We start from the raw sequence: 18,697 nt of genomic DNA, 5'->3' as shown, positions 1-18,697 counted from the left end.
TCGTAGGTTGTTTCGCTCTGGCTGCGCTAACAGGATTGTCATGATAAAATCCTTTTTAAAATTTTCTCCCAATGTTAACCAGGCTTATTGGCAGATGCCCAACCACGTCATAAGTCGCCTTCAAAATCTCTTTTTATTGCATTTATCTTAACAAGACAAATTATTTTTTAATTGATTGCTTGCAGTAATTGTTTTTTCTTTGCCTCATCTAGAAAAGCCGCTTTAATTGCCATGCGGGTAAAGTCATGCATTTTCTCTTGGGAAAATTGATACAGTTGCTGTACCTTCTCGTATTCATTACCTAAATTGGTACCAAAGAAAGGTGGGTCATCTGAATTTAAACTGACCGTAATACCTGCATCCATTAAAGGAATAAGGGGATGGCTTTTTAAATCTTTAAAAAGGCCTAAGGCAATATTGCTCGTTGGACAAATTTCTAGAGCAATATTTTTATCCTTAAGTCTTGCAATCGTTTCTGGTGAGTGAATCGCCATAACGCCATGGCCAATACGTTGAATAGGTAAATAATCCATTGCTTCAATCATGCCACTGGCAGGTGCAAATTCTCCCGCATGCACTGTACATAATAAGCCACCGTCTGCGGCAATTTTGTAAGCCTTTTGAAACAATTTAGGTGGAAAATTAAATTCATCACCCCCAAGCCCAAACCCAACGAGACAAGGCACCTGTTCTTTTAAGGCTTGTTTGGCTACTTTTTCAGCCGATTCAGCGCCAAAATGACGCACGGCTGTAATAATAATACGGCCGATAATATTAAATTTTTCTTCAGCATCATCAATTGCTTGTTGAATAGCTTGCAAATGCTCGCTTGAAGGTATGCCACTTGCTTGTTCAGCATGGTCAGGTGAGTACATCATTTCTACATAAATCCCGCCTTGCTCTGCGGTAGATTTTAAATAGTCAAATGTAATATCATAGTAATCTTGAGGAGATTTTATTACCTCAGCAACAACATCATATGCTTTTAGAAAATCTAAAAAATCACTATAAACATAACGATTTTTATTATAATCAATGCGTTCTTCGGGTAAAAATACCTGATTACGCGCAGCTAATTTTTTAGCTAAATCAGGTGAAATGGTTCCTTCTAAGTGGACATGCAGCTCTGCTTTTTTAATAGACATGAAAACCTCATAAGAATTTTACATATAAATTGGTAAGTTACTGCAAAACCCGATAAAATTATAGATATAATTTTGTTTTAGGATAATCTATGAGTTCACAAGATATCGACAAAGCTTATATTAGCCCTTACGATAAATTTTTTTATCAATTTGATAAAGATCATCAAAAATCATACTCGCAGTCAGTAGAAATTAAAAAGCATGAGCGAATTGCTAAATTGCGTGATAATGCCGATGCTGAACGTACTGAGGGTGAGATTTGGCAGGATTTTTAATTATCCTGCTATTATGGCTTGTATAATTTAAATTTATCCAATTAAGGCATGTAATAATTTATAGGCTAAAATAGTTAACAAAGATGCCATGGGTAGCGTTAATATCCATGACATAAAAATGTTACGAATCACGATTAAATTAAGGGCGCCAATCCCACGAGCGAGACCAACACCTAATACCGCACCCACTAATGTTTGCGTTGCTGAAACAGGAATCCCGGTACTCGTTGCAACCACAACGGTAGTAGCAGCAGCTAGGGTCGCTGCGAAAGCTCGGCTTGGCGTTAACGCGGTAATGGAGCTACCGACTGTTTCAATGACTTTGCGGCCATACATTAAAAGACCTGAAACCACACCAAAACAGCCTAAAAAAATGATCCAAGCTGGGTAATTATCTAACGCTAGGGACTGGTGTGGTGCTGTTACTAAAGTATAAATAATAGTCAAAGGGCCAACCGCTAAAGCGACATCATTAGAGCCATGCGCAAAAACCATAGCACAGGCAGTTAATGCCATGAGCACTGCAAAATATTTCTCCACTTGAATAAAGCGCTCGCGTCGCCTAATTTTAGCCATTTCAGGAATACGCTTGATAATGATCATGCCAATGATGGTAATAGTAATACTGGTCGCCAAAGTAACAGCTAAATCTTGTTTGAGATTGAGATGAATATCAAAGTGATTTAATCCCTTAAATACCGTGATAAATGATAAAATAGAGCCCACTAAAAAAAGATATATAGGCACATACATCTTCGCTTTTTCTAAAGGGTCGCTTTTAATAAAAATAACTTGCTGAATACTGGTAAATAAAGCATAAGCGGTAATACCAGCGATAAAAGGTGAAGTTACCCAGCTAATGGCAATACGATAAACTTGTTCCCAATGAATAGCATGGCTGCCTAGAACAGTTGCTCCAAATCCTACCATTGAGCCTACTAAGGCGTTGGTAATCGATACAGGTACACCTAAATAACTAGCAAGATTCATCCAAATAGTACAAGCTAATAAAACGCCTAGCATACCTTCGATAAGAATTAAAGGCTGGTCCAGAAGCTGGCTACTGTTAATAATGCCGTCACGCATCGTTTCTGTAACGCCACTACCACCGAGAAAGGCACCAGCAAATTCAAAAATAATAGCAATAATCATTGCCTGGCGAACCGTAATGGCCTTTGAGCCCATTGTGGTACTCATCACATTCGCTAAATCATTTGCGCCCACACCCCAAGTCATTAAAAAACAAAGAGCTAACGCGATTAAAAGTAAAATAAAAGGATAATCCATGGATTTTAACTACCGGGCAATAAGAATTTGAAGACGAGCACCTACTGTTTGAGCATGATCTGCTAGATCACCAATCCATTGGACTAATTTATAAAGAAAAATAACTTCAATTACCGGAATTTCATTTTCCAACTCAAAAATTGAATGCCTAATATCCCACAGTTTTTTATCACTATCGTGCTCAATTTCATCAAGTGTCATTATCATTTCTTCAACAATTTTAACTTCACTACCGCGAAAGCCACTTTCTAATAATTCATCAAGTTCATTAATGGCTTTGCACGCTTGCTTAGATGCATCTAAACAGCGATTTAAAAGAGTCATGAAGGCAGCGGAAATTTGAGCGGGAATTTTCATTTGGCGACTAACAATTAAGCCGGCAATATCTTCGGCTGTATTGGCAATCCTGTCTTGGGCACTTAATAATTCTAAAAGATCAGTGCGGGATACAGGAAGAAAAAGACCTGTAGGTAGATGTAATCTTAAATCACGTTTAATAACATCCGCTTCTTTTTCAAGATCTATAATTTTCTGCTTAATAGAATCAGCCGTTTGCCAATCTTGTTTAAGTACAGCTGTAAAAAAAGGATAAAGCTGTTTAGCACAATGATGCACTTTACGCATATGTTGTTCAATAGGCCTAATAGGTGATGGCCCAAACATATTAAAGATGCTTCCCATAGTGGTTTAACCTAAGTCGTGTTGGTTCGATTATAGCTAGACCGAGCTTGTAATTCTACTGTTTTAATCAGGATTGTGTTAATAGGGCAGAATAGTTGTTATTATTTTGCTTTTAAAAGAAAAACCCTAGAATTCTATTATTAAAGGTCAGACCATGCAAATTGCAAACATTAAAGCACGTGAAATCTTAGATTCCCGTGGAAATCCTACCGTTGAGGCAGATATATCCCTGGTTAATGGTTTGATAGGACGGGCTAGTGTGCCATCTGGTGCTTCAACTGGAACAAGAGAAGCTTGCGAACTTCGTGATGGTGCCCTAGATCGTTACGCTGGCAAGGGTGTGACTAAGGCAGTTCATTATATAAATACTGAAATTAATGAAGCACTAAAAGGATGTAATGTTAGCTATCAAGAAGAAATTGATACTAAGTTGCGCGAATTAGATAATACTGAAAATAAGTCACGTCTAGGTGCTAATGCCCTTTTAGCTGTATCTTTAGCTGCGGCGCGTGCTTATGCTCACGCATCCCAGCAGCCTTTATATCAAGCATTGCATAAAGGTGAGTCAATGAGAATGCCCGTACCCATGATGAACGTGTTAAATGGTGGGGCACATGCAGATAATAATGTTGATATTCAAGAATTTATGATAATGCCTATAGGTGCTGCTAATTTTTCTACAGCCTTACAGATGGGTGCCGAGACATTTCATGTTTTAAAATCAGTATTAAAACAATATGGATTAAATACCGCGGTCGGTGATGAAGGTGGGTTTGCGCCAAACTTAAAATCTAATCGACATGCCTTAGATATATTAGCAAGAGCGATAGAACAGGCAGGTTTTAAACTAGGTCAAGACATGGTTTTTGCTTTGGATGTTGCTGCGTCTGAATTATATCGTGATCATTATTATTACCTTTCTTCTGACAATAAACGACTAGATAGTGCTGGAATCATTGCCTATTATCAAGATTTAGTTGCTGCTTATCCTATTGTAAGTATTGAAGATGGCTTAGATGAGAGCGATTGGACTGGCTGGCGTTTATTAACAGCTGAGTTAGGCGATCGCGTGCAATTAGTGGGTGATGATTTGTTTGTTACCAATGCCCAAATTTTACAAGAAGGCATTAACCAGCAAGTTGCTAATGCAATTTTAATTAAACCTAACCAAATTGGTACGTTAACTGAAACCAGGCAAACCATTCAATTAGCACATGCCAATAACTATCGCTGTGTGATGTCACATCGTTCTGGTGAAACTGAAGATACTTTCATCGCTGATTTAGCTGTAGCAACGGGCTGTGGGCAAATTAAAACAGGTTCATTATGTAGAACAGATAGAGTAGCCAAATACAACCAGCTTTTGAGAATTCAGGAATTAGTACCTACACTCACTTACCCTGGTAAAACGATATTTAGCGAATGATTTCATATAATCGCTTTATTGATTATAGAAGCATATACTAATTTAACATACTACTTTAGGTGACTAGCATTATGCGACCAGTTGTCATTATCCTGCTTTTAGCATTATTAGGCTTACAGTATAAGCTATGGTTAGGGGACGGCAGTATTTTGCACTGGTACCGCTTAGAAGACAAAATTGCTAAGCAAAAAAAGGAAAATGAAAACCTAATAGCACGTAATCACGTGTTAGAAGCCGATATCTTAGAATTGAAAAGCGGTGATCAAGCATTAGAAGAACAGGCACGTTATGAACTAGGTATGGTCAAAAATGAGGAAACTTATTACCAGTTTATTGAATAACTTAGTTATAATCGCTCAACTGCTACTTTCATTGAGTCTCAATCTCTCTGCCTGAGGTTGCTATTTAATAATATAGTATCCACTAGGCAGGAATTAATTCAAAAGGTAAGGGGGGTGGTTCTTTATTCCAAAGGCTAATGACATAGCCACCACCGCCTGAGCCAGTTGGTTTAACGGCTAAAGCGCCTTGTTGCAGTAATAATTGCATATGCTGAAATAAATTTTCACTTACAAGCCCCCAAGCTTTAAAGCAATCAGCACTTTCTTGTATGGCTTCTTGCAGTAATACGAGACCATCTTTAGCAGAGGCGCTTTCTAAAGCTTTTCTAGCTTTGTGAACAGCCTGCTGCATCATTTCATCAATATTTCGAGCATAGGCCTCATTGGTTTGCCATAGATTGCTTACTTGATTATTACAATGCAGGGTAAGACCAACTTGTTCGCAAGAGGATAAATACAATTGGGGCTGCCAAGTTTGTTGAATTGGCTCAGTCTGCCCTTGCTGAAAATAAACACCTGCTGTAGCCGCGACACCGGCAATATCTAAGCCACTACTTTGGCCGTGAAATAAATTTTCAAGCTCTCTTGCAAAGGAGAATAGTTGATCGGAAGTTAATAATTTCTGAGTAGAAAACCATCTTGCTACAGCGACACAAAGGGCTGCTGAAGCACCCATACCGGCGCCAATAGGAATATTAGATTCAATGTGAAAGTGGCCAGTTAAACGATTAATTGAATGACCTAAAAGCTTTTGTCCTCGCTCTAATACTGGCCAGAATAATAGGTGCATATCATGACTGCTAGCACCCGAAAAATCGGCATGAAGCTCGGTAGTGGAAGGGCAATAGGTTAAAGTCAGTTTTCTTCCTTTAACTGGAAAGACCAAGGCACCGTGGCCACGTAAAACAGCGTGCTCACCTGCCAGAATCCATTTACCATGCGTTGACGTTACGAAACTACAAAACATCATAATTACCAACTAAAAAATCGCGCTTAAATTGTAGAGCCATGTCGGTTTGCTCTGGCCTATAAAGCAGATGAATATTTGGGCCTGCATCCATAGTTACAATCGGACCATCACCATGGCGTTCCCATAGGTTTTGTAAATCTTTTAAGACAAGTTTAGTATTCTCAGTCATATAAGTAAAAGGTTTATCACAAGTGGTAAATAAATGATGCATGTCTTGAAATTCTCGCCAACAAATGTCGTAAGCCTTGCTCCACGATTTTGAGTTAAGTGCAGACAATAACTCCTGCAAATTCTCACAGGCTCGTTTAAGGCGATCAAGGTATAAAGGGCTTGTTTTAATTAGTTGGTGCGCCTGGCTTGAAGGAATTTGTTTTTCATCATGACTTATAATAATGACTTGATGATGTAAATTATCATAAGGTAATTCAATGGGTCCTACTTTTTCTTCTTCCCAAAATGCCCAAGGAGAAAAAAATGAGCGGCAAGATGAGCCTGAACCGTGGCGACTTAGTTGTGCCTGTTCTTCAATAGCGGGTAAAGAAATATTTTGGCATTCGCAAATAGCACGAACTGCACATATGGTTAGAGCAGCGAAGCTTGACGCAGAGCTGGCTAATCCATTGCCATGGGGAAAGTTATTAGAAGATCGCACAATAAACGATCCAGAATAACCAAAGTGATCTTTTAAAAAGCTTAAATGATTTAAAAAACGTTCTTGGGCCTTCTCTGAGAGCGCAAAAGGCAAAGCGCCAGGGATATGTAAAGGTTCCCAAACGTCTTTTCGCCCCGGATGGGTTTCTAAAGTCACATTGGTTAATAACTTATTTAAAGTATAAGAAAGTGAAGGATTAGCTGGTATATTAAGTGCACTATCTTTTTTACCCATATATTTAATAAGCGCGATATTGGCAGGCGCCTGAGCAAACCACTGCATAGTTTTTCCTTGTTTTAAAATAGCTTAGCTTTAACTATTATTTAAATTAAATGAGCTAATGTCCAGGCGCATCATTCCAGAGAATCTTATGCAACTGTAATTGAAAGCGCACAGGTAGACAGTCTTTAATAATCCAATTAGCAAGGCTAGTTGCATCTAATTCTTGCCAACTTGGCGAAAAAAGAATAAAGGCTTTTTCAGGAAGCTGATATTCTTTGAGCATATGACAAGCCCACTCATAATCGCTTCGGCTGCACAAAACAAATTTAATTTGATCAGTCTTCTTTAAATAAGCTAAATTACTTATTAAGTTTTTACTGCATTCTTTAGAGTCAGGTGTTTTTAAGTCCATGACAATGGTAACTCGTTGATCAACATTGGCGATATCGCGAGCCCCACTTGTTTCTAAAGAAACATTAAAACCCGCATCACATAATTTCTCTAACAAAGCGAGGCAGTTAGGTTGCGCTAACGGCTCACCACCGGTTACACACACAAAAGGGCATTCAAAAGCGCTTACTTGAGCTAAAATAGTTTCTATATCAATGAGCTCACCACCACTAAAGGCATAAGCGGTGTCGCAGTATTGACAACGCAGCGGGCATCCTGTTAAGCGAACAAACACGGTCGGTAGCCCGACTGTGTTTGATTCGCCTTGAATGGAGTGAAAAATCTCTGTAATGCGTAATTTAGTACTTCTTACGTTCATAACATACTGATTGACTTTAACTTTGCGGCTGCTAACTCAGCTGTTGGGGTGTCCGGATAATTTTTAACTACTTCTTGTAAGTGCTGTCTCGCTTCTACCTCTTGGCCTGAAGCGGCTAGTGCATAGCCAATTTTTAATAAACAAGCAGCTGTTTTGCTTGACGATGGGAAACGATTTAATACCGTTTGAAAGTGCCCAATGGCATTGGAGTAATTCTTTTTAACCATATAAAGCTCACCTAGCCAATAATGTGCATTTGCAGTATAGCCTCCTTGCGGATATTTTGCTACAAAATTTTGCATAGCGGATAATGCTTCATCGAAGTGCTTATTTTTTACCAAATCATACGCAGCCAGATAACTGATTTGTTCATCAGCAGGATTGCGAGTAGCACTACCTACTGAGCTTGTAGGAGCCTGGTTGGCTTTAGGTTGCCCCTCTGTGTAGAAGGAAGATTTAGTCGGTTTAGAATTTGCATCTTTATTCGTGATGGGCGCAGGCTCACCAATCGATAGATCAGCTGTGGGTTCTGTCTGAAGGATCTTATTAGCAGAAGAAGGGCTAGAAGTAGTTGTTCGTATGCGAGCATCAATATCCTTATAAAAAGATAATTGTTGCTGCTGTAATGATTTTAATTCATGAGCTTGAACTTCTAATTGACCCCGTAATTCTTGTAATTCTTGCTGAAGGCCTTTTAACTTATCCAGTAACTCCACATTGCCGCCAACTTGGCCCATTTCATTATCTTGTGCCAGGGCAATTTCTTCTTCAGGTTCGTTATCATTCAATTGAGCCTTAGCAACAGGCTGCTCCATAGCCGCCTGTCCTTCATCAAGGATCACAAAATTTTCACTGTCATCTACAACTGGCGCTTCTGCAAGCGCCCAAAAAGGTAGAAGACAAGTAAAACAGATAATTAAAAAGCCCTTGGGCGATCTTATCATCGGGTTGCCTCATAAATGAATTCTACACGACGATTTTGTGCATGCGATGCATCATCGTGACCAAAGTTTGCAGGACGTTCCTTGCCATAGCTAACAATACGGATTTGTTGACGGTTTACGCCGGCCATACGCATCAGTTCCGCTACGGTATTCGCCCGTCTTTCACCTAAAGCGACGTTATATTCGCGGCTACCACGTTCATCAGTATGTCCAGCTAACAATACGCGCGCGCCAGGGTGTGATTTTAAATAGTCAGATTGGGCATTTAAAGATGCCATGTATTTTGGCGCAAAATTGCTATCATCATATGAAAAGAGATAAAGTTGGTTATGAGGCGCTTGGGTTGTATACGATTCGCCGGGAGCTTGCCCTGGGAAGCGTTTAAATTGCCCTAAACCATGTGCAGCCATGTCGCCATCATCATAAGCCATACCACCTGCACCGTTCGGATTCTTTGAGCAGGATGCCAGCAGGACGATGCTTGCGGCTACCAGGCCCACCAATTTTAAAAACGATTTAGCTTTCATCCTTTTTTCTCCTTTATCGAATTTTTTTTAAACATTATTGAAATACGAGTTCTGGATAATAATCCTATAAAAGCGAAGGCTAATATGCGTCATAGAGCCTTATTGAGCTTCAAGATTTTTATTCAGAACCCGCGTTTATGCGCCAAATGGCGGCTCATTGTATAATTGTTTTAACAATTTCGCTATGCTTTGTTGTTACCTATTTATATAAGCTTGGTCGAAAAAATAGCTAATTTTATATCGACTAATCTTTGTTAATTTGGATCTCTTATAAACTATGCTGTTTTAGAAATAACGCTCGTTTAGCGACATAATTGCATAGCGCTTATGTCGAACCTGCGCTACGTTTGTCATTTCTTGCATGTGTTATAACAAAGTTAACCAGTTGCGCTGTGAAAAGCCTTGTTGCTTGATTTGCAGCAATAACACCGCCATAGGGCGTGTCTGATGGGCAATTCACATGCTCGCTAATTAATTGCGAAGCAACAATTCGATTATCGGGTACATGAGTTAATACTACTTTAACAGTTAAGTCAATACGACTGGGCTTAGTTAAAAAGTTCTGTTCTAATTCAATTAATTGGGTATCAAGCCGATAATCAGTATTCTCGGTAACTGGTGTTGAGGCCACCACATAAAAATAGCCTGAGCGTTGTAAGCTTTGTAGAATTAAAGGCAATAACATTTCTGCTGGTGTATCAACCCAAGCATTATGCGCATAAGAGCTTAACTCATAAGGTTTATTTACATAGCGCATGTCTTGCGTATCATAACCTGCTACTGCTTCGGGTACAGCAACCAAAAGAGATAAATTCGAATAATGATTAGCTAATTTTTTTTCACTAAAAGTATCTAACTTATATTCATTAGTAATGGTTGGTTTAACAGGCGAGCAGGCAGCTAACAAGCAGCACATACCCAAAGTTAAAAAGTTAATTTTAATCACATTTATTCTCCAGGACCAGGTTTTGGTCCAGTTGTACCGCGAATGATAACTGACGGATTTTGACGCATTTGGGCACTTACTTTTTCAAGATTTGCAGCAATGGCATTGAGACGGCGCAGTAAGGCAAGTGCTGAAGGAATAGTTTGCTGGGAAATTTTATCAATTGTCTCTTTCCCGGAGTCCATGGTTGATGTAATACTTTGACTCGCTTGGCTGACTTCACTGGTTAATTTATTCATGCCTTGCTTTAAATCTTTAATGACTTGCGGAAACTGCTTGCTTGCCTCAGCCATGTTTTTCAAGAAAATATCTGAACTCTTTAAGCTGCTGGCAATACGCTCATTTTGCTTGGCTAACGTATCTGTAAAGGATTCAATGTTAGCTAGTGATTTTTTTAAATTTGTGGCATTTTCTTTATCTAAAATTGCTTTAAGTTGTAAACTAATACTATTAACATTTTCAGAAACATCTTTAATAACTTTATCGAGCTGATTAAGCAGAGAAGGTTTTGAGGGAATAATAGGATAAGGTTCCTGGGGTAATTTTTTTAAAGGTGTTAAGTCTGAGGAATTTGCTGACAAGCCAACATAAGTTGTTCCGGTAATTCCTTGGGTAATTAGTGTTGCCGTTGTACTTGTAGTAACAGGCGTGTCTTCAACAATACTTAATAATAATTTGACTTCTTGTGGGTCTAATTTGCTTAACTCAATTTTAGCCACGTTACCTACAGTGACACCATTATACTTAACCGGTGATTCTTCACTTAAGCCCGAAACGCCTTCATGAACATAAACAGCATAAATAGCATGTTTTTTCTTATCAAAGCCAACTGAAAGCCAAACAGCTGCAATAACTAGGGCACTTGTTAAAATGATAACCGCTAAGCCCACTATGGTGTAATTGGTTTTTGCTTCCAAAAGTTACTCCAATAAAAAGTTGGTCTAAATTTAAATTAATCACGTTACCCCAGTTCCCGTGTTTGCTTGTCTTTAAGGCCTTTTCCAAACACGCTCTACACATCTTCGAAGTGGGATTAAAGTAAATTTAAACAGTTTAAAGTTTCTCAAAATAATCAGCAATTAATGGATGCTGATTTTTCATTAATTCGTTGAGGGGCTCAACAGCTAGAATTTGCCCATCGCCAACGAAAGCTACCCTATCCGTAATGCGCTTTAATGATTCCATGTCATGGCTTACCATTACAACTGTTAAATTAAGTGCATCACGTAGAAACACAATTAAGTCATCAAATAAACGAGCACTGTGTGGATCGAGACCCGTTGTTGGTTCATCTAGAAACAATAACTCTGGATCCATAGCAATGGCTCTTGCAGCGGCCGCGCGCCTTTGCATACCACCACTTAATTCTGCTGGGAATTTTCCAGCGGCTTCCTTAGGTAGACCTACCAAAGCAATTTTTAACATAGCCAATTCTTCCATAAAGTCCCTAGGTAATGCCGTGAATTCTTGCATAGGAAACATGACATTTTCTAACACGGTTATGGCAGAAAATAGCGCACTATGTTGAAATAGCATACCCCAACGCTGGCGTATTTTAAATGCTTCTTGTGAAGATAAGGTTGTTAAATCTTGACCAAATATTTTTAAAGTGCCCGCAGTAGGCTTAAGTAACATCAATAAACTTCTTAAAATAGTGGTTTTACCGCTACCGCTACCACCAATGATTGCTAAAATTTCACCCTGATTGACAGTTAAATTAACATCTGAGTGCACCCATTGGCCGCCTAAGTAATTTTTAAGGCCTGAGATTTCAATAATAGGCTGATTCATTAAACTCCCATCCAGCTATAAAGAATAGAAAATATAGCGTCAGCAACAATAATTAAAAATAAAGCTTGTACGACGCTCTTTGTGGTCTGGGTGCCAATACTATCTGCGTTTGACTGCACTAAAAAACCTTGAAAACAGCCAACTAGAGACGTAATAAGTGCAAAGGCAGGCGCTTTATACAAGCCTAGCAGGAGCTGTTTTACGCCAACAGATTCTTTAAGACGCACTAAGAAATCATAATAACCTATGTTTAATTTCCACTTAGACATGACCATGGCGCCAAGTATACTAAAAAAATCAGACCAAAAAATTAATAAAGGAAATACAATAAGGAGTGCTATTACTTTAGGTACCACCAATAACTCAGTAGGCGATAGCCCCATTGTCAGGATAGCATCCACTTCCTCATTGATTTTCATACTGCCAATTTGCGCGGTAAATGCTGAGCTTGTCCGGCCTGCTACAATAATGGCGGTAATTAAAGGTGAAAATTCGCGAAAGATTGCCATGCCTGATAAATAAGCAATAAAATTATTGGCACCATACGTTTGTAATTGCAAACCCATTTGATAAGCTAAAACAACCCCAATAAGGCAGGAAAGTAGCGCGATAATAGGCAGTGCTTGAATGCCAGTTGTATCAATATTAGACGCAATACTAGGCAATCTAAAGCGGCGCCACTGTCTAAGTGCTTCTAAGAGTTTAACCGCTAAGTCGCCAACAAGCGCAATAAAGCCTGTGGTTTGCTGTAATTTTTTTACCGTTTCCTGCCCGGTGCGGTAGAGAAAATTATTATGGTGCCCAGCAGGCGTTTTATAAGTAATAATTTCTTGTTTATCATCGATTAACTTTAATAATGCTTTTTGCTGTTTAGAAAAATCAATGAGCTTCACTGATTTTCCTTGTTCTTTTAACGACCTAACAAAATCATGTAAAGTAAGGGCACCTGCACTATCAAAATAATCAAGCTTTGCACCACTAATAACAATAGTATCTGATTTGAGGTGAGGATTTAGATTATTACGTAATTCATCTAAATTAATAATTGACCATGACCCTTGGCATTGATAACAATTTTGCTCTTCATCAAAGACAAGTTTAGCAACTGGTTTTACCTTATTCATAATTACCGTTATGATAGAAAATAGCCTAGGATAATATGAATCCCTTTTTGCAGCAAAAATATTAACATAAAAGATGCTGTAATTAGTCAAAGGGTGCTTTACTAGAGGTAGCTTTACTATGAAGGAACTTATTCGTTTTCGAAATATACCAATTTTTCTATGGAATATTGATCCAGGCTATTTTCTACTAAAGCATGCAGCAAAAACTGTTTTTGCAATTTTAATTACCCTCTCTTTTTTACACCAAGAACCCTTTTTTACTAAGTTAATTGCAGGGTTAGTCTGTGGTTTTTCTATGCAGGGAATCGTTGCTAAAACGTTTTCAGGACGCATAATACAAGTCCTTATCTTTGATGCGCTCTATTTTAATTTATTTCTCTTAGGATTATTAATAAGAGATTTATCCGATATAAAAGGTGTTGTATTAATTTTATTAGGGTTTGCTGTAAATTATATTCGCCGTTTTAATTTACAAACGAGTACAGCACCAATGATGATGTGGATGTTGTGTTTTTTAGCAACCATTCTTCCTGTCAATACTAGCCATGCGATAACCTCACATTTATCTGGTCTTACTGTTGCTTTAATGACCTCAGCTGTCGTTTTATTATTTATATTTCCAGAAAATTATGCGCATCTCTTTGTTTACAATTCTAATCGTTTGTTTCAATTATTGGCTTTAGGTATGCTAGATATTGAGCGTTATCTATTAGCAAGAAGTTCTATAAGGCGTTTTGAGGAAAAAAAATTTAATCAGCTTAAATATAACTTAAATCATTTACTCGATATTAACCAAGCCATTGGACAGAGTGCTGTGTTAGTTAAACAGCAAGATAAAATTAATGAGATTTTAACCCATCAATATGCGCTTGTGCATGCGTATATATTAATGATTGAAGCGTATCGTATTCTTAAAATACATGGTTTTCATTTGTCTAATACAGTACGGTCAGCGTTAGGCTCAATAAATAAGCAATTTAGTGAGTTACTCAATTCAATAAAAATGAATAAAGACCATTCTATTTATGGGCCACCTCTAATCATTTCTATGACCCATTTGGCTGATCAATTAAGTCAACAACGAGTCATTGAGCCCACCATCATTATGTCTATATTAAATCTTAAATTAAGTTTTAACATTTTTAATAAACATATTGATCATTTGTTGGTAGAAAATAATGGCTGTTAGAGATACAACGAAACGAGGCTGTCAAGCAGCCATAGCTATTGCTATTGCTGAACTAATTACCTATATTTTTCAATTAGAAAGGGGATATTGGGTTGCGGTAACCGCAATGGCTTTAACCATGCAGACCTGGGCAGACAGTTTAAGGCGTTCTTTAGAGCGGGTGAGTATGACTGTGCTAGGTGGGTGTTTTGGGACCATGTTATATTGGCTTATTCCACCCAATCATACGCTGATTTTATTTATTTTATTGATTTTTATTTTTTTTACTGTTTATTTATTTCCTGCCTATCATTTAATAGGCGTTTTTTGCCTAACGGGGTTTGTGGTTTTTCTATTTGCTTTAATAGGAAATTGGGACTTAATGCTTTTGCGAGAGAGAATTTTAGATACGGCCTTAGGCGCAGGAATTACTATTTTAGTTAGTCGATTCTTTTTACCGATTAAGACGAATATCATTGATATTTTTGTCAATCATATTGAGCAAATTCAAGAAGCTTTAAATTTAGTATTTCAAACAGACTCGCAAACTTATCCCATTGCCGCAAGCCACCGCTTATATACTGATTTTCAAGCGTTAAGAAATAAAGCGTTGACGATTAGCTATGAGTTTTTATTTCATCGTATTACTAAGCGTGATTTTTATGTTTTAATGACTGAGTCTGCTTTTTGTACACAATATGTCGTAGGATTAATTGAGGCCTATCGCTGGATTGCGCCTTACTTAACAGACGAGGATCATAGCCGCATTAACCTGGCTGTAGAAGCAACGCAAGCTAATTTAATTACTTTAAAGCAGCGCTTAAAAAAAGAGGATTATGGCCCGATGTTACCACCAACTAACTTAATGGAACAATTTAATAAAGCGGTAGTAAATGATCCTAAGCGCTTTGCTTCTTTAGATAATAAAGCATTAGGATTTTTTAATTTAATGTATTTTTTTACAAGACTTAATACCCGCTTAAATGACATTTATCATTTATTAAGTAAATTAGGATGAGCAATTTAATTAACCTCAAAAATTTGATTAAATTATAGCCAAACTTAATTTTTTAAAAAATACATAAGTGTGATAAAATCTAAACCACTTTTAGGTTTATTAGCAACTTATGCAAGATAACTTTAATCAATTTGAAAAGCGCAAACAAGATCACATTGAATTAGCTTTGTTGCCAGATAATCAAGCATCTGAATTAAATAATCTAGATCAACTAACACTACAGCATGAAGCATTACCTGATCTTAATTTTAATGAGATAACGCTTGCTGGCACACGATTTGGTAAATCAATTCCTAAACCCTTTTTGGTAAGCTCAATGACTGCGGGACATAACGGCGCGCTTGCAATAAACCGTACATTATTAGCAGCCTGTGCTAACAGCGGTTGGGCCATGGGTGTGGGCTCGCAAAGACGAGAATTAACAGACAAGCAGGCTGCAAACGAATGGCATTTATTACGTCAAGAGTTTCCTGATGTTACGTTATTTAGTAATTTAGGTATTGCTCAATTATTGGAAGTGTCTTTATCTCAAGTAATGCAGTTGACCGATGTGCTCAATGCTGATGGATTAATTATTCACTGCAATCCTTTGCAAGAGGTTATGCAACCAGAAGGAACGCCTCATTTTAAAGGCTGTTGGCAACAGTTGGAAAATCTGGTCAAGAAGCTTCCCTTACCAGTTATTATTAAAGAAACAGGCTGTGGGTTTTCTAAATCGACATTAACGCGTTTAAATGATATTGGTGTTGCCGCAGTTGATGTGAGTGGTTTAGGTGGCACGCATTGGGGACGTATTGAGGGTTGCCGTTCTAAAAACACAATACAAAATAAAGCAGCTGAAACATTTAAAAATTGGGGAATAAATACAGTTAATAGTGTATTAAATGCAGTATCTATTAAGCCAAATTTTGAAATTTGGGGCTCTGGCGGTGTTCGACATGGGCTAGATGCTGCTAAACTATTTGCTTTAGGGGCAACAACCGTAGGTTTTGCCAAGCCTATGCTGCAAGCTGCATTAATTAGTGCAGAGCAAGTGTATGATTTAATGACTACGATAGAATATGAACTGCAGGTTGCCATGTTTTGTACAGGTAGTCGGGTACTTCATGAATTAAGGGAGAAGACATGCCTATAAGCAATCAAGCAGGAAAATTATTTCAGGGATTTTCGCGCTTGGGCCGAGAAGAACGATTTGAGCGCCTTTTACAGCTAGGTGCCTTGACTGTTGAAGATTTAATTTATTTAAGTCGTGGTGGCGTTCAAGATACTTCTCTTGCCGATAAACTTATAGAAAATGTAATCGGTTATTTTCAGCTACCCTTAGGGGTTGCGACTAATTTTTGTATTGATGGTAAGGATTATGTTATTCCTTTAGCGGTTGAAGAGACATCCATTATCGCAGCGCTATCAAAAACAGCCAAATGGATCAGACAACAAGGCACCATCACGACTTGGGTAGATGGCGAACATATTTTAGGTCAAATTCAATTAGCTAAAGTGAATGATTTTAAGAAGCTATCTACAATTTTCGCTAAAAATAAACAATTTCTTATTGAAAAAGCTAACCAAGATGTTGCAATGAACATGGTGAGAAGAGGTGGTGGCGTTGCTGATTTACACTTACGTCATCTACTACGTGAAGATGGTGGTGATATGGCCATTATTCATTTAACTATGAATAGCTGCGATGCCATGGGCGCTAATATCATAAACCAAGTTTTAGAATATTTAAAAACGCCTATAGAAAATTTAACGGGTGAACAAGTCACCATGTGTATTTTAACGAATTTAAATGATCATAAGTTAACGACCGCACAAGTTATTATCGATGATATCGATGAAGAATTAGGTATACGCTTACAAGAGGCATCCTACTTTGCCGAGCAAGATCCTTATCGTGCGGCGACTCATAATAAAGGTGTGATGAACGGTATTGATCCGGTGTTAATTGCCACAGGAAATGATTGGCGGGCAGTAGAAGCTGGCATGCATGCTTATGCCGCGCGTAATGGCCGCTATCAAGCAATCACTCGTTGGCGATTCAGTGATGGGCAATTGGTAGGCCAATTAACAGCGCCCATTGTCGTTGGGACAGTCGGCGGCGTCACTTCTTTGCATCCTACGGCTAAACTTTGCTTAAGAATGATGGGTATTGAATCAGCTAATCATTTATCACGTATTATCGCTGCGGTCGGCTTAGTACAAAATTTAGGTGCATTAAGAGCACTTTGTACCGATGGTATCATCAAGGGACATATGAAGCTGCATATTGATAATTTATTGCTTGTGGCAGGGGCAACTGCTCAAGAAATACCTGTATTAAAAGAGCGTTTACAGCATTTACTTTTAATCAATAAGCGTATTAGTTTAACCAATGCTTATGAACTTTTAACCTCTTTACGTCAGACACAGCTTGCGCAATGAAGTGGCAAATTCCAGCAAAAACGTTTTTAGTTGGTGAATACATAGCACTTGCACAGGCGCCGGCGATTCTTGTAACAACAAAACCATGCTTTAATTTTTCCCTGCAAGAGAGGGGAAACTCTTCCATTCATCCTGATTCTCCTGCCGGCCGCTTTTGGGTAAAATCTGGCCATACTCTAAATCAGATTCATTGGCAAGACCCCTATCTCGGGCGTGGTGGTCTAGGTGCTTCAAGCGCGCAATTTATTGGTGCTTATCTAGCCTCTTGCTATTTAAAAAAAATACCTGCAGAAGGGCAGGCCTTGCTAACAGGTTATTACCAACATGCTTGGCGTGGCGAAGGTGTTAAGCCTAGCGGCTACGATATAATTGCTCAAGCTCAGCACGGTTGTGTTTATATTGATCAAAAGAATAACCAGTTACACTGTTACGATTGGGCCTTTAAAGATATTTCGTTTGTATTGCTACATACAGGTAACAAACTCGCTACTCATCATCATTTACAAGAAATCAAGCTTCCTAATAGTCTTAATGAACTTCCAAAGCTCGTCGAGCAAGCAGAAACAGCATTTATTGAAAATAACAGCGCTAAGCTTATTACAGCGATTAATAGCTATCAGCATGAGTTGACTAAGTTAAATTTAGTCGCACCCACGACATTACAATTACTTAAATTATTTAAAACTAACCCTGATGTCTTAGCAATAAAAGGCTGCGGTGCTCTAGGTATGGATGTACTATTATTAATAATTCCTAGTGATAAGCTAATGACTCTATGCAATTTTTTTAAAGAAGAGCATTGGACTGTGCTTGCAACAAACAAAGAGCTTTATCAAAGTAAAGACTTAGTTGAGTTCCATTAATTTAAGCGTATGCAATTGTTAAGTAACTTCTAAACTATAGCGCATTGACACAAAAGTTAAATTTAAAATAAATAGCTCTTAAATTAACGAGACGTAAGTTTAATAAAATAAACATTTTGGATTA

Annotated in this window: 20 protein-coding genes; 8 read left to right on the top strand and 12 right to left on the bottom strand. The window is 38.1% G+C overall.

Annotation, left to right across the window (positions count from 1 at the left end; genetic code table 11):
- Positions 1-167 precede the first annotated feature (167 nt).
- Positions 168-1,145: an adenosine deaminase gene (locus DYE47_RS11855; protein WP_115303483.1), complete on the bottom strand. Its 978-nt coding sequence runs from the start codon at positions 1,143-1,145 to the stop codon at positions 168-170.
- Positions 1,146-1,234: 89 nt separating this feature from the next.
- Between DYE47_RS11855 and DYE47_RS11850 the strand changes: the two genes are divergently transcribed.
- A complete protein-coding gene (locus DYE47_RS11850; protein WP_115303482.1) occupies positions 1,235-1,420 on the top strand; it encodes a CBU_0585 family protein in 186 nt (61 codons plus the stop codon).
- Positions 1,421-1,453: 33 nt separating this feature from the next.
- Here the strand turns inward: DYE47_RS11850 and DYE47_RS11845 are convergent, their stop codons facing one another.
- Together DYE47_RS11845 and DYE47_RS11840 are read right to left on the bottom strand one after the other, a co-directional pair.
- The gene (locus tag DYE47_RS11845) at positions 1,454-2,707 is read right to left on the bottom strand and encodes an inorganic phosphate transporter (protein WP_115303481.1); all 1,254 of its coding nucleotides are present in this window, start codon (positions 2,705-2,707) and stop codon (positions 1,454-1,456) included.
- A 9-nt stretch (positions 2,708-2,716) separates the two neighbouring features.
- Complete coding sequence (locus DYE47_RS11840; RefSeq protein ID WP_115303480.1) at positions 2,717-3,388, bottom strand: TIGR00153 family protein; 672 nt, start codon at positions 3,386-3,388, stop codon at positions 2,717-2,719.
- 154 nt (positions 3,389-3,542) lie between these two features.
- Here DYE47_RS11840 and eno point away from each other — a divergent pair, with 154 nt between their 5' ends.
- Complete coding sequence (eno, locus tag DYE47_RS11835; RefSeq protein ID WP_115303479.1) at positions 3,543-4,814, top strand: phosphopyruvate hydratase; 1,272 nt, start codon at positions 3,543-3,545, stop codon at positions 4,812-4,814.
- 71 nt (positions 4,815-4,885) lie between these two features.
- A complete protein-coding gene (gene ftsB, locus DYE47_RS11830) occupies positions 4,886-5,155 on the top strand; it encodes a cell division protein FtsB (RefSeq protein ID WP_115303478.1) in 270 nt (89 codons plus the stop codon).
- Between the two features lie 82 nt (positions 5,156-5,237).
- On the opposite strand, the gene DYE47_RS11825 is transcribed toward ftsB, so the two are convergent.
- The 9 genes from DYE47_RS11825 to DYE47_RS11785 all read right to left on the bottom strand — a co-directional run bounded on the left by DYE47_RS11825 (position 5,238) and on the right by DYE47_RS11785 (position 13,100).
- On the bottom strand, positions 5,238-6,122 hold the full coding sequence (locus DYE47_RS11825; RefSeq protein WP_115303477.1) for a mevalonate kinase family protein: 885 nt from the start codon (positions 6,120-6,122) through the stop codon (positions 5,238-5,240).
- Complete coding sequence (locus tag DYE47_RS11820) at positions 6,112-7,059, bottom strand: diphosphomevalonate decarboxylase (RefSeq protein ID WP_115303476.1); 948 nt, start codon at positions 7,057-7,059, stop codon at positions 6,112-6,114. Before DYE47_RS11820 ends, DYE47_RS11825 begins: the two co-directional genes overlap by 11 nt.
- A gap of 55 nt (positions 7,060-7,114) precedes the next feature.
- Positions 7,115-7,768 (bottom strand): 7-carboxy-7-deazaguanine synthase QueE, encoded by a 654-nt coding sequence (queE, locus tag DYE47_RS11815; protein WP_115303475.1) that lies wholly within the window; start codon positions 7,766-7,768, stop codon positions 7,115-7,117.
- Complete coding sequence (gene ybgF / locus DYE47_RS11810; protein WP_115303474.1) at positions 7,765-8,712, bottom strand: tol-pal system protein YbgF; 948 nt, start codon at positions 8,710-8,712, stop codon at positions 7,765-7,767. The genes queE and ybgF overlap by 4 nt, the downstream gene beginning before the upstream one ends.
- The gene (pal, locus tag DYE47_RS11805) at positions 8,709-9,239 is read right to left on the bottom strand and encodes a peptidoglycan-associated lipoprotein Pal (RefSeq protein ID WP_115303473.1); all 531 of its coding nucleotides are present in this window, start codon (positions 9,237-9,239) and stop codon (positions 8,709-8,711) included. The genes ybgF and pal overlap by 4 nt, the downstream gene beginning before the upstream one ends.
- A 325-nt stretch (positions 9,240-9,564) precedes the next feature.
- On the bottom strand, positions 9,565-10,185 hold the full coding sequence (locus tag DYE47_RS11800; protein WP_423202353.1) for an ABC-type transport auxiliary lipoprotein family protein: 621 nt from the start codon (positions 10,183-10,185) through the stop codon (positions 9,565-9,567).
- 2 nt (positions 10,186-10,187) lie between these two features.
- Positions 10,188-11,102, bottom strand: coding sequence for an MlaD family protein (locus tag DYE47_RS11795; RefSeq protein ID WP_115303472.1), 915 nt, complete (start codon positions 11,100-11,102; stop codon positions 10,188-10,190).
- A gap of 136 nt (positions 11,103-11,238) precedes the next feature.
- Complete coding sequence (locus DYE47_RS11790) at positions 11,239-11,976, bottom strand: ABC transporter ATP-binding protein (RefSeq protein ID WP_115303471.1); 738 nt, start codon at positions 11,974-11,976, stop codon at positions 11,239-11,241.
- The gene (locus DYE47_RS11785; protein ID WP_115303470.1) at positions 11,976-13,100 is read right to left on the bottom strand and encodes an ABC transporter permease; all 1,125 of its coding nucleotides are present in this window, start codon (positions 13,098-13,100) and stop codon (positions 11,976-11,978) included. Before DYE47_RS11785 ends, DYE47_RS11790 begins: the two co-directional genes overlap by 1 nt.
- A gap of 118 nt (positions 13,101-13,218) precedes the next feature.
- On the opposite strand from DYE47_RS11785, the gene DYE47_RS11780 reads away from it, so the two are divergent.
- The 5 genes from DYE47_RS11780 to DYE47_RS11760 all read left to right on the top strand — a co-directional run bounded on the left by DYE47_RS11780 (position 13,219) and on the right by DYE47_RS11760 (position 18,573).
- Positions 13,219-14,289 carry a hypothetical protein gene (locus DYE47_RS11780; protein ID WP_115303469.1) on the top strand — a complete coding sequence of 357 codons (1,071 nt, stop codon included), beginning with the start codon at positions 13,219-13,221 and terminating at the stop codon, positions 14,287-14,289.
- The gene (locus DYE47_RS11775) at positions 14,279-15,286 is read left to right on the top strand and encodes an FUSC family protein (RefSeq protein ID WP_115303468.1); all 1,008 of its coding nucleotides are present in this window, start codon (positions 14,279-14,281) and stop codon (positions 15,284-15,286) included. The genes DYE47_RS11780 and DYE47_RS11775 overlap by 11 nt, the downstream gene beginning before the upstream one ends.
- 109 nt (positions 15,287-15,395) lie before the next feature.
- The gene (gene fni, locus DYE47_RS11770; RefSeq protein ID WP_115303467.1) at positions 15,396-16,421 is read left to right on the top strand and encodes a type 2 isopentenyl-diphosphate Delta-isomerase; all 1,026 of its coding nucleotides are present in this window, start codon (positions 15,396-15,398) and stop codon (positions 16,419-16,421) included.
- Positions 16,412-17,710 carry a hydroxymethylglutaryl-CoA reductase, degradative gene (locus DYE47_RS11765; RefSeq protein ID WP_115303466.1) on the top strand — a complete coding sequence of 433 codons (1,299 nt, stop codon included), beginning with the start codon at positions 16,412-16,414 and terminating at the stop codon, positions 17,708-17,710. The genes fni and DYE47_RS11765 overlap by 10 nt, the downstream gene beginning before the upstream one ends.
- Positions 17,707-18,573: a hypothetical protein gene (locus DYE47_RS11760; RefSeq protein WP_115303465.1), complete on the top strand. Its 867-nt coding sequence runs from the start codon at positions 17,707-17,709 to the stop codon at positions 18,571-18,573. The genes DYE47_RS11765 and DYE47_RS11760 overlap by 4 nt, the downstream gene beginning before the upstream one ends.
- Positions 18,574-18,697: the final 124 nt, after the last annotated feature.

Origin of the sequence: Legionella beliardensis (assembly GCF_900452395.1) — a bacterium.
GTDB lineage: Bacteria > Pseudomonadota > Gammaproteobacteria > Legionellales > Legionellaceae > Legionella_C > Legionella_C beliardensis.
This window is presented reverse-complemented; position numbering and strand designations above follow the sequence as displayed.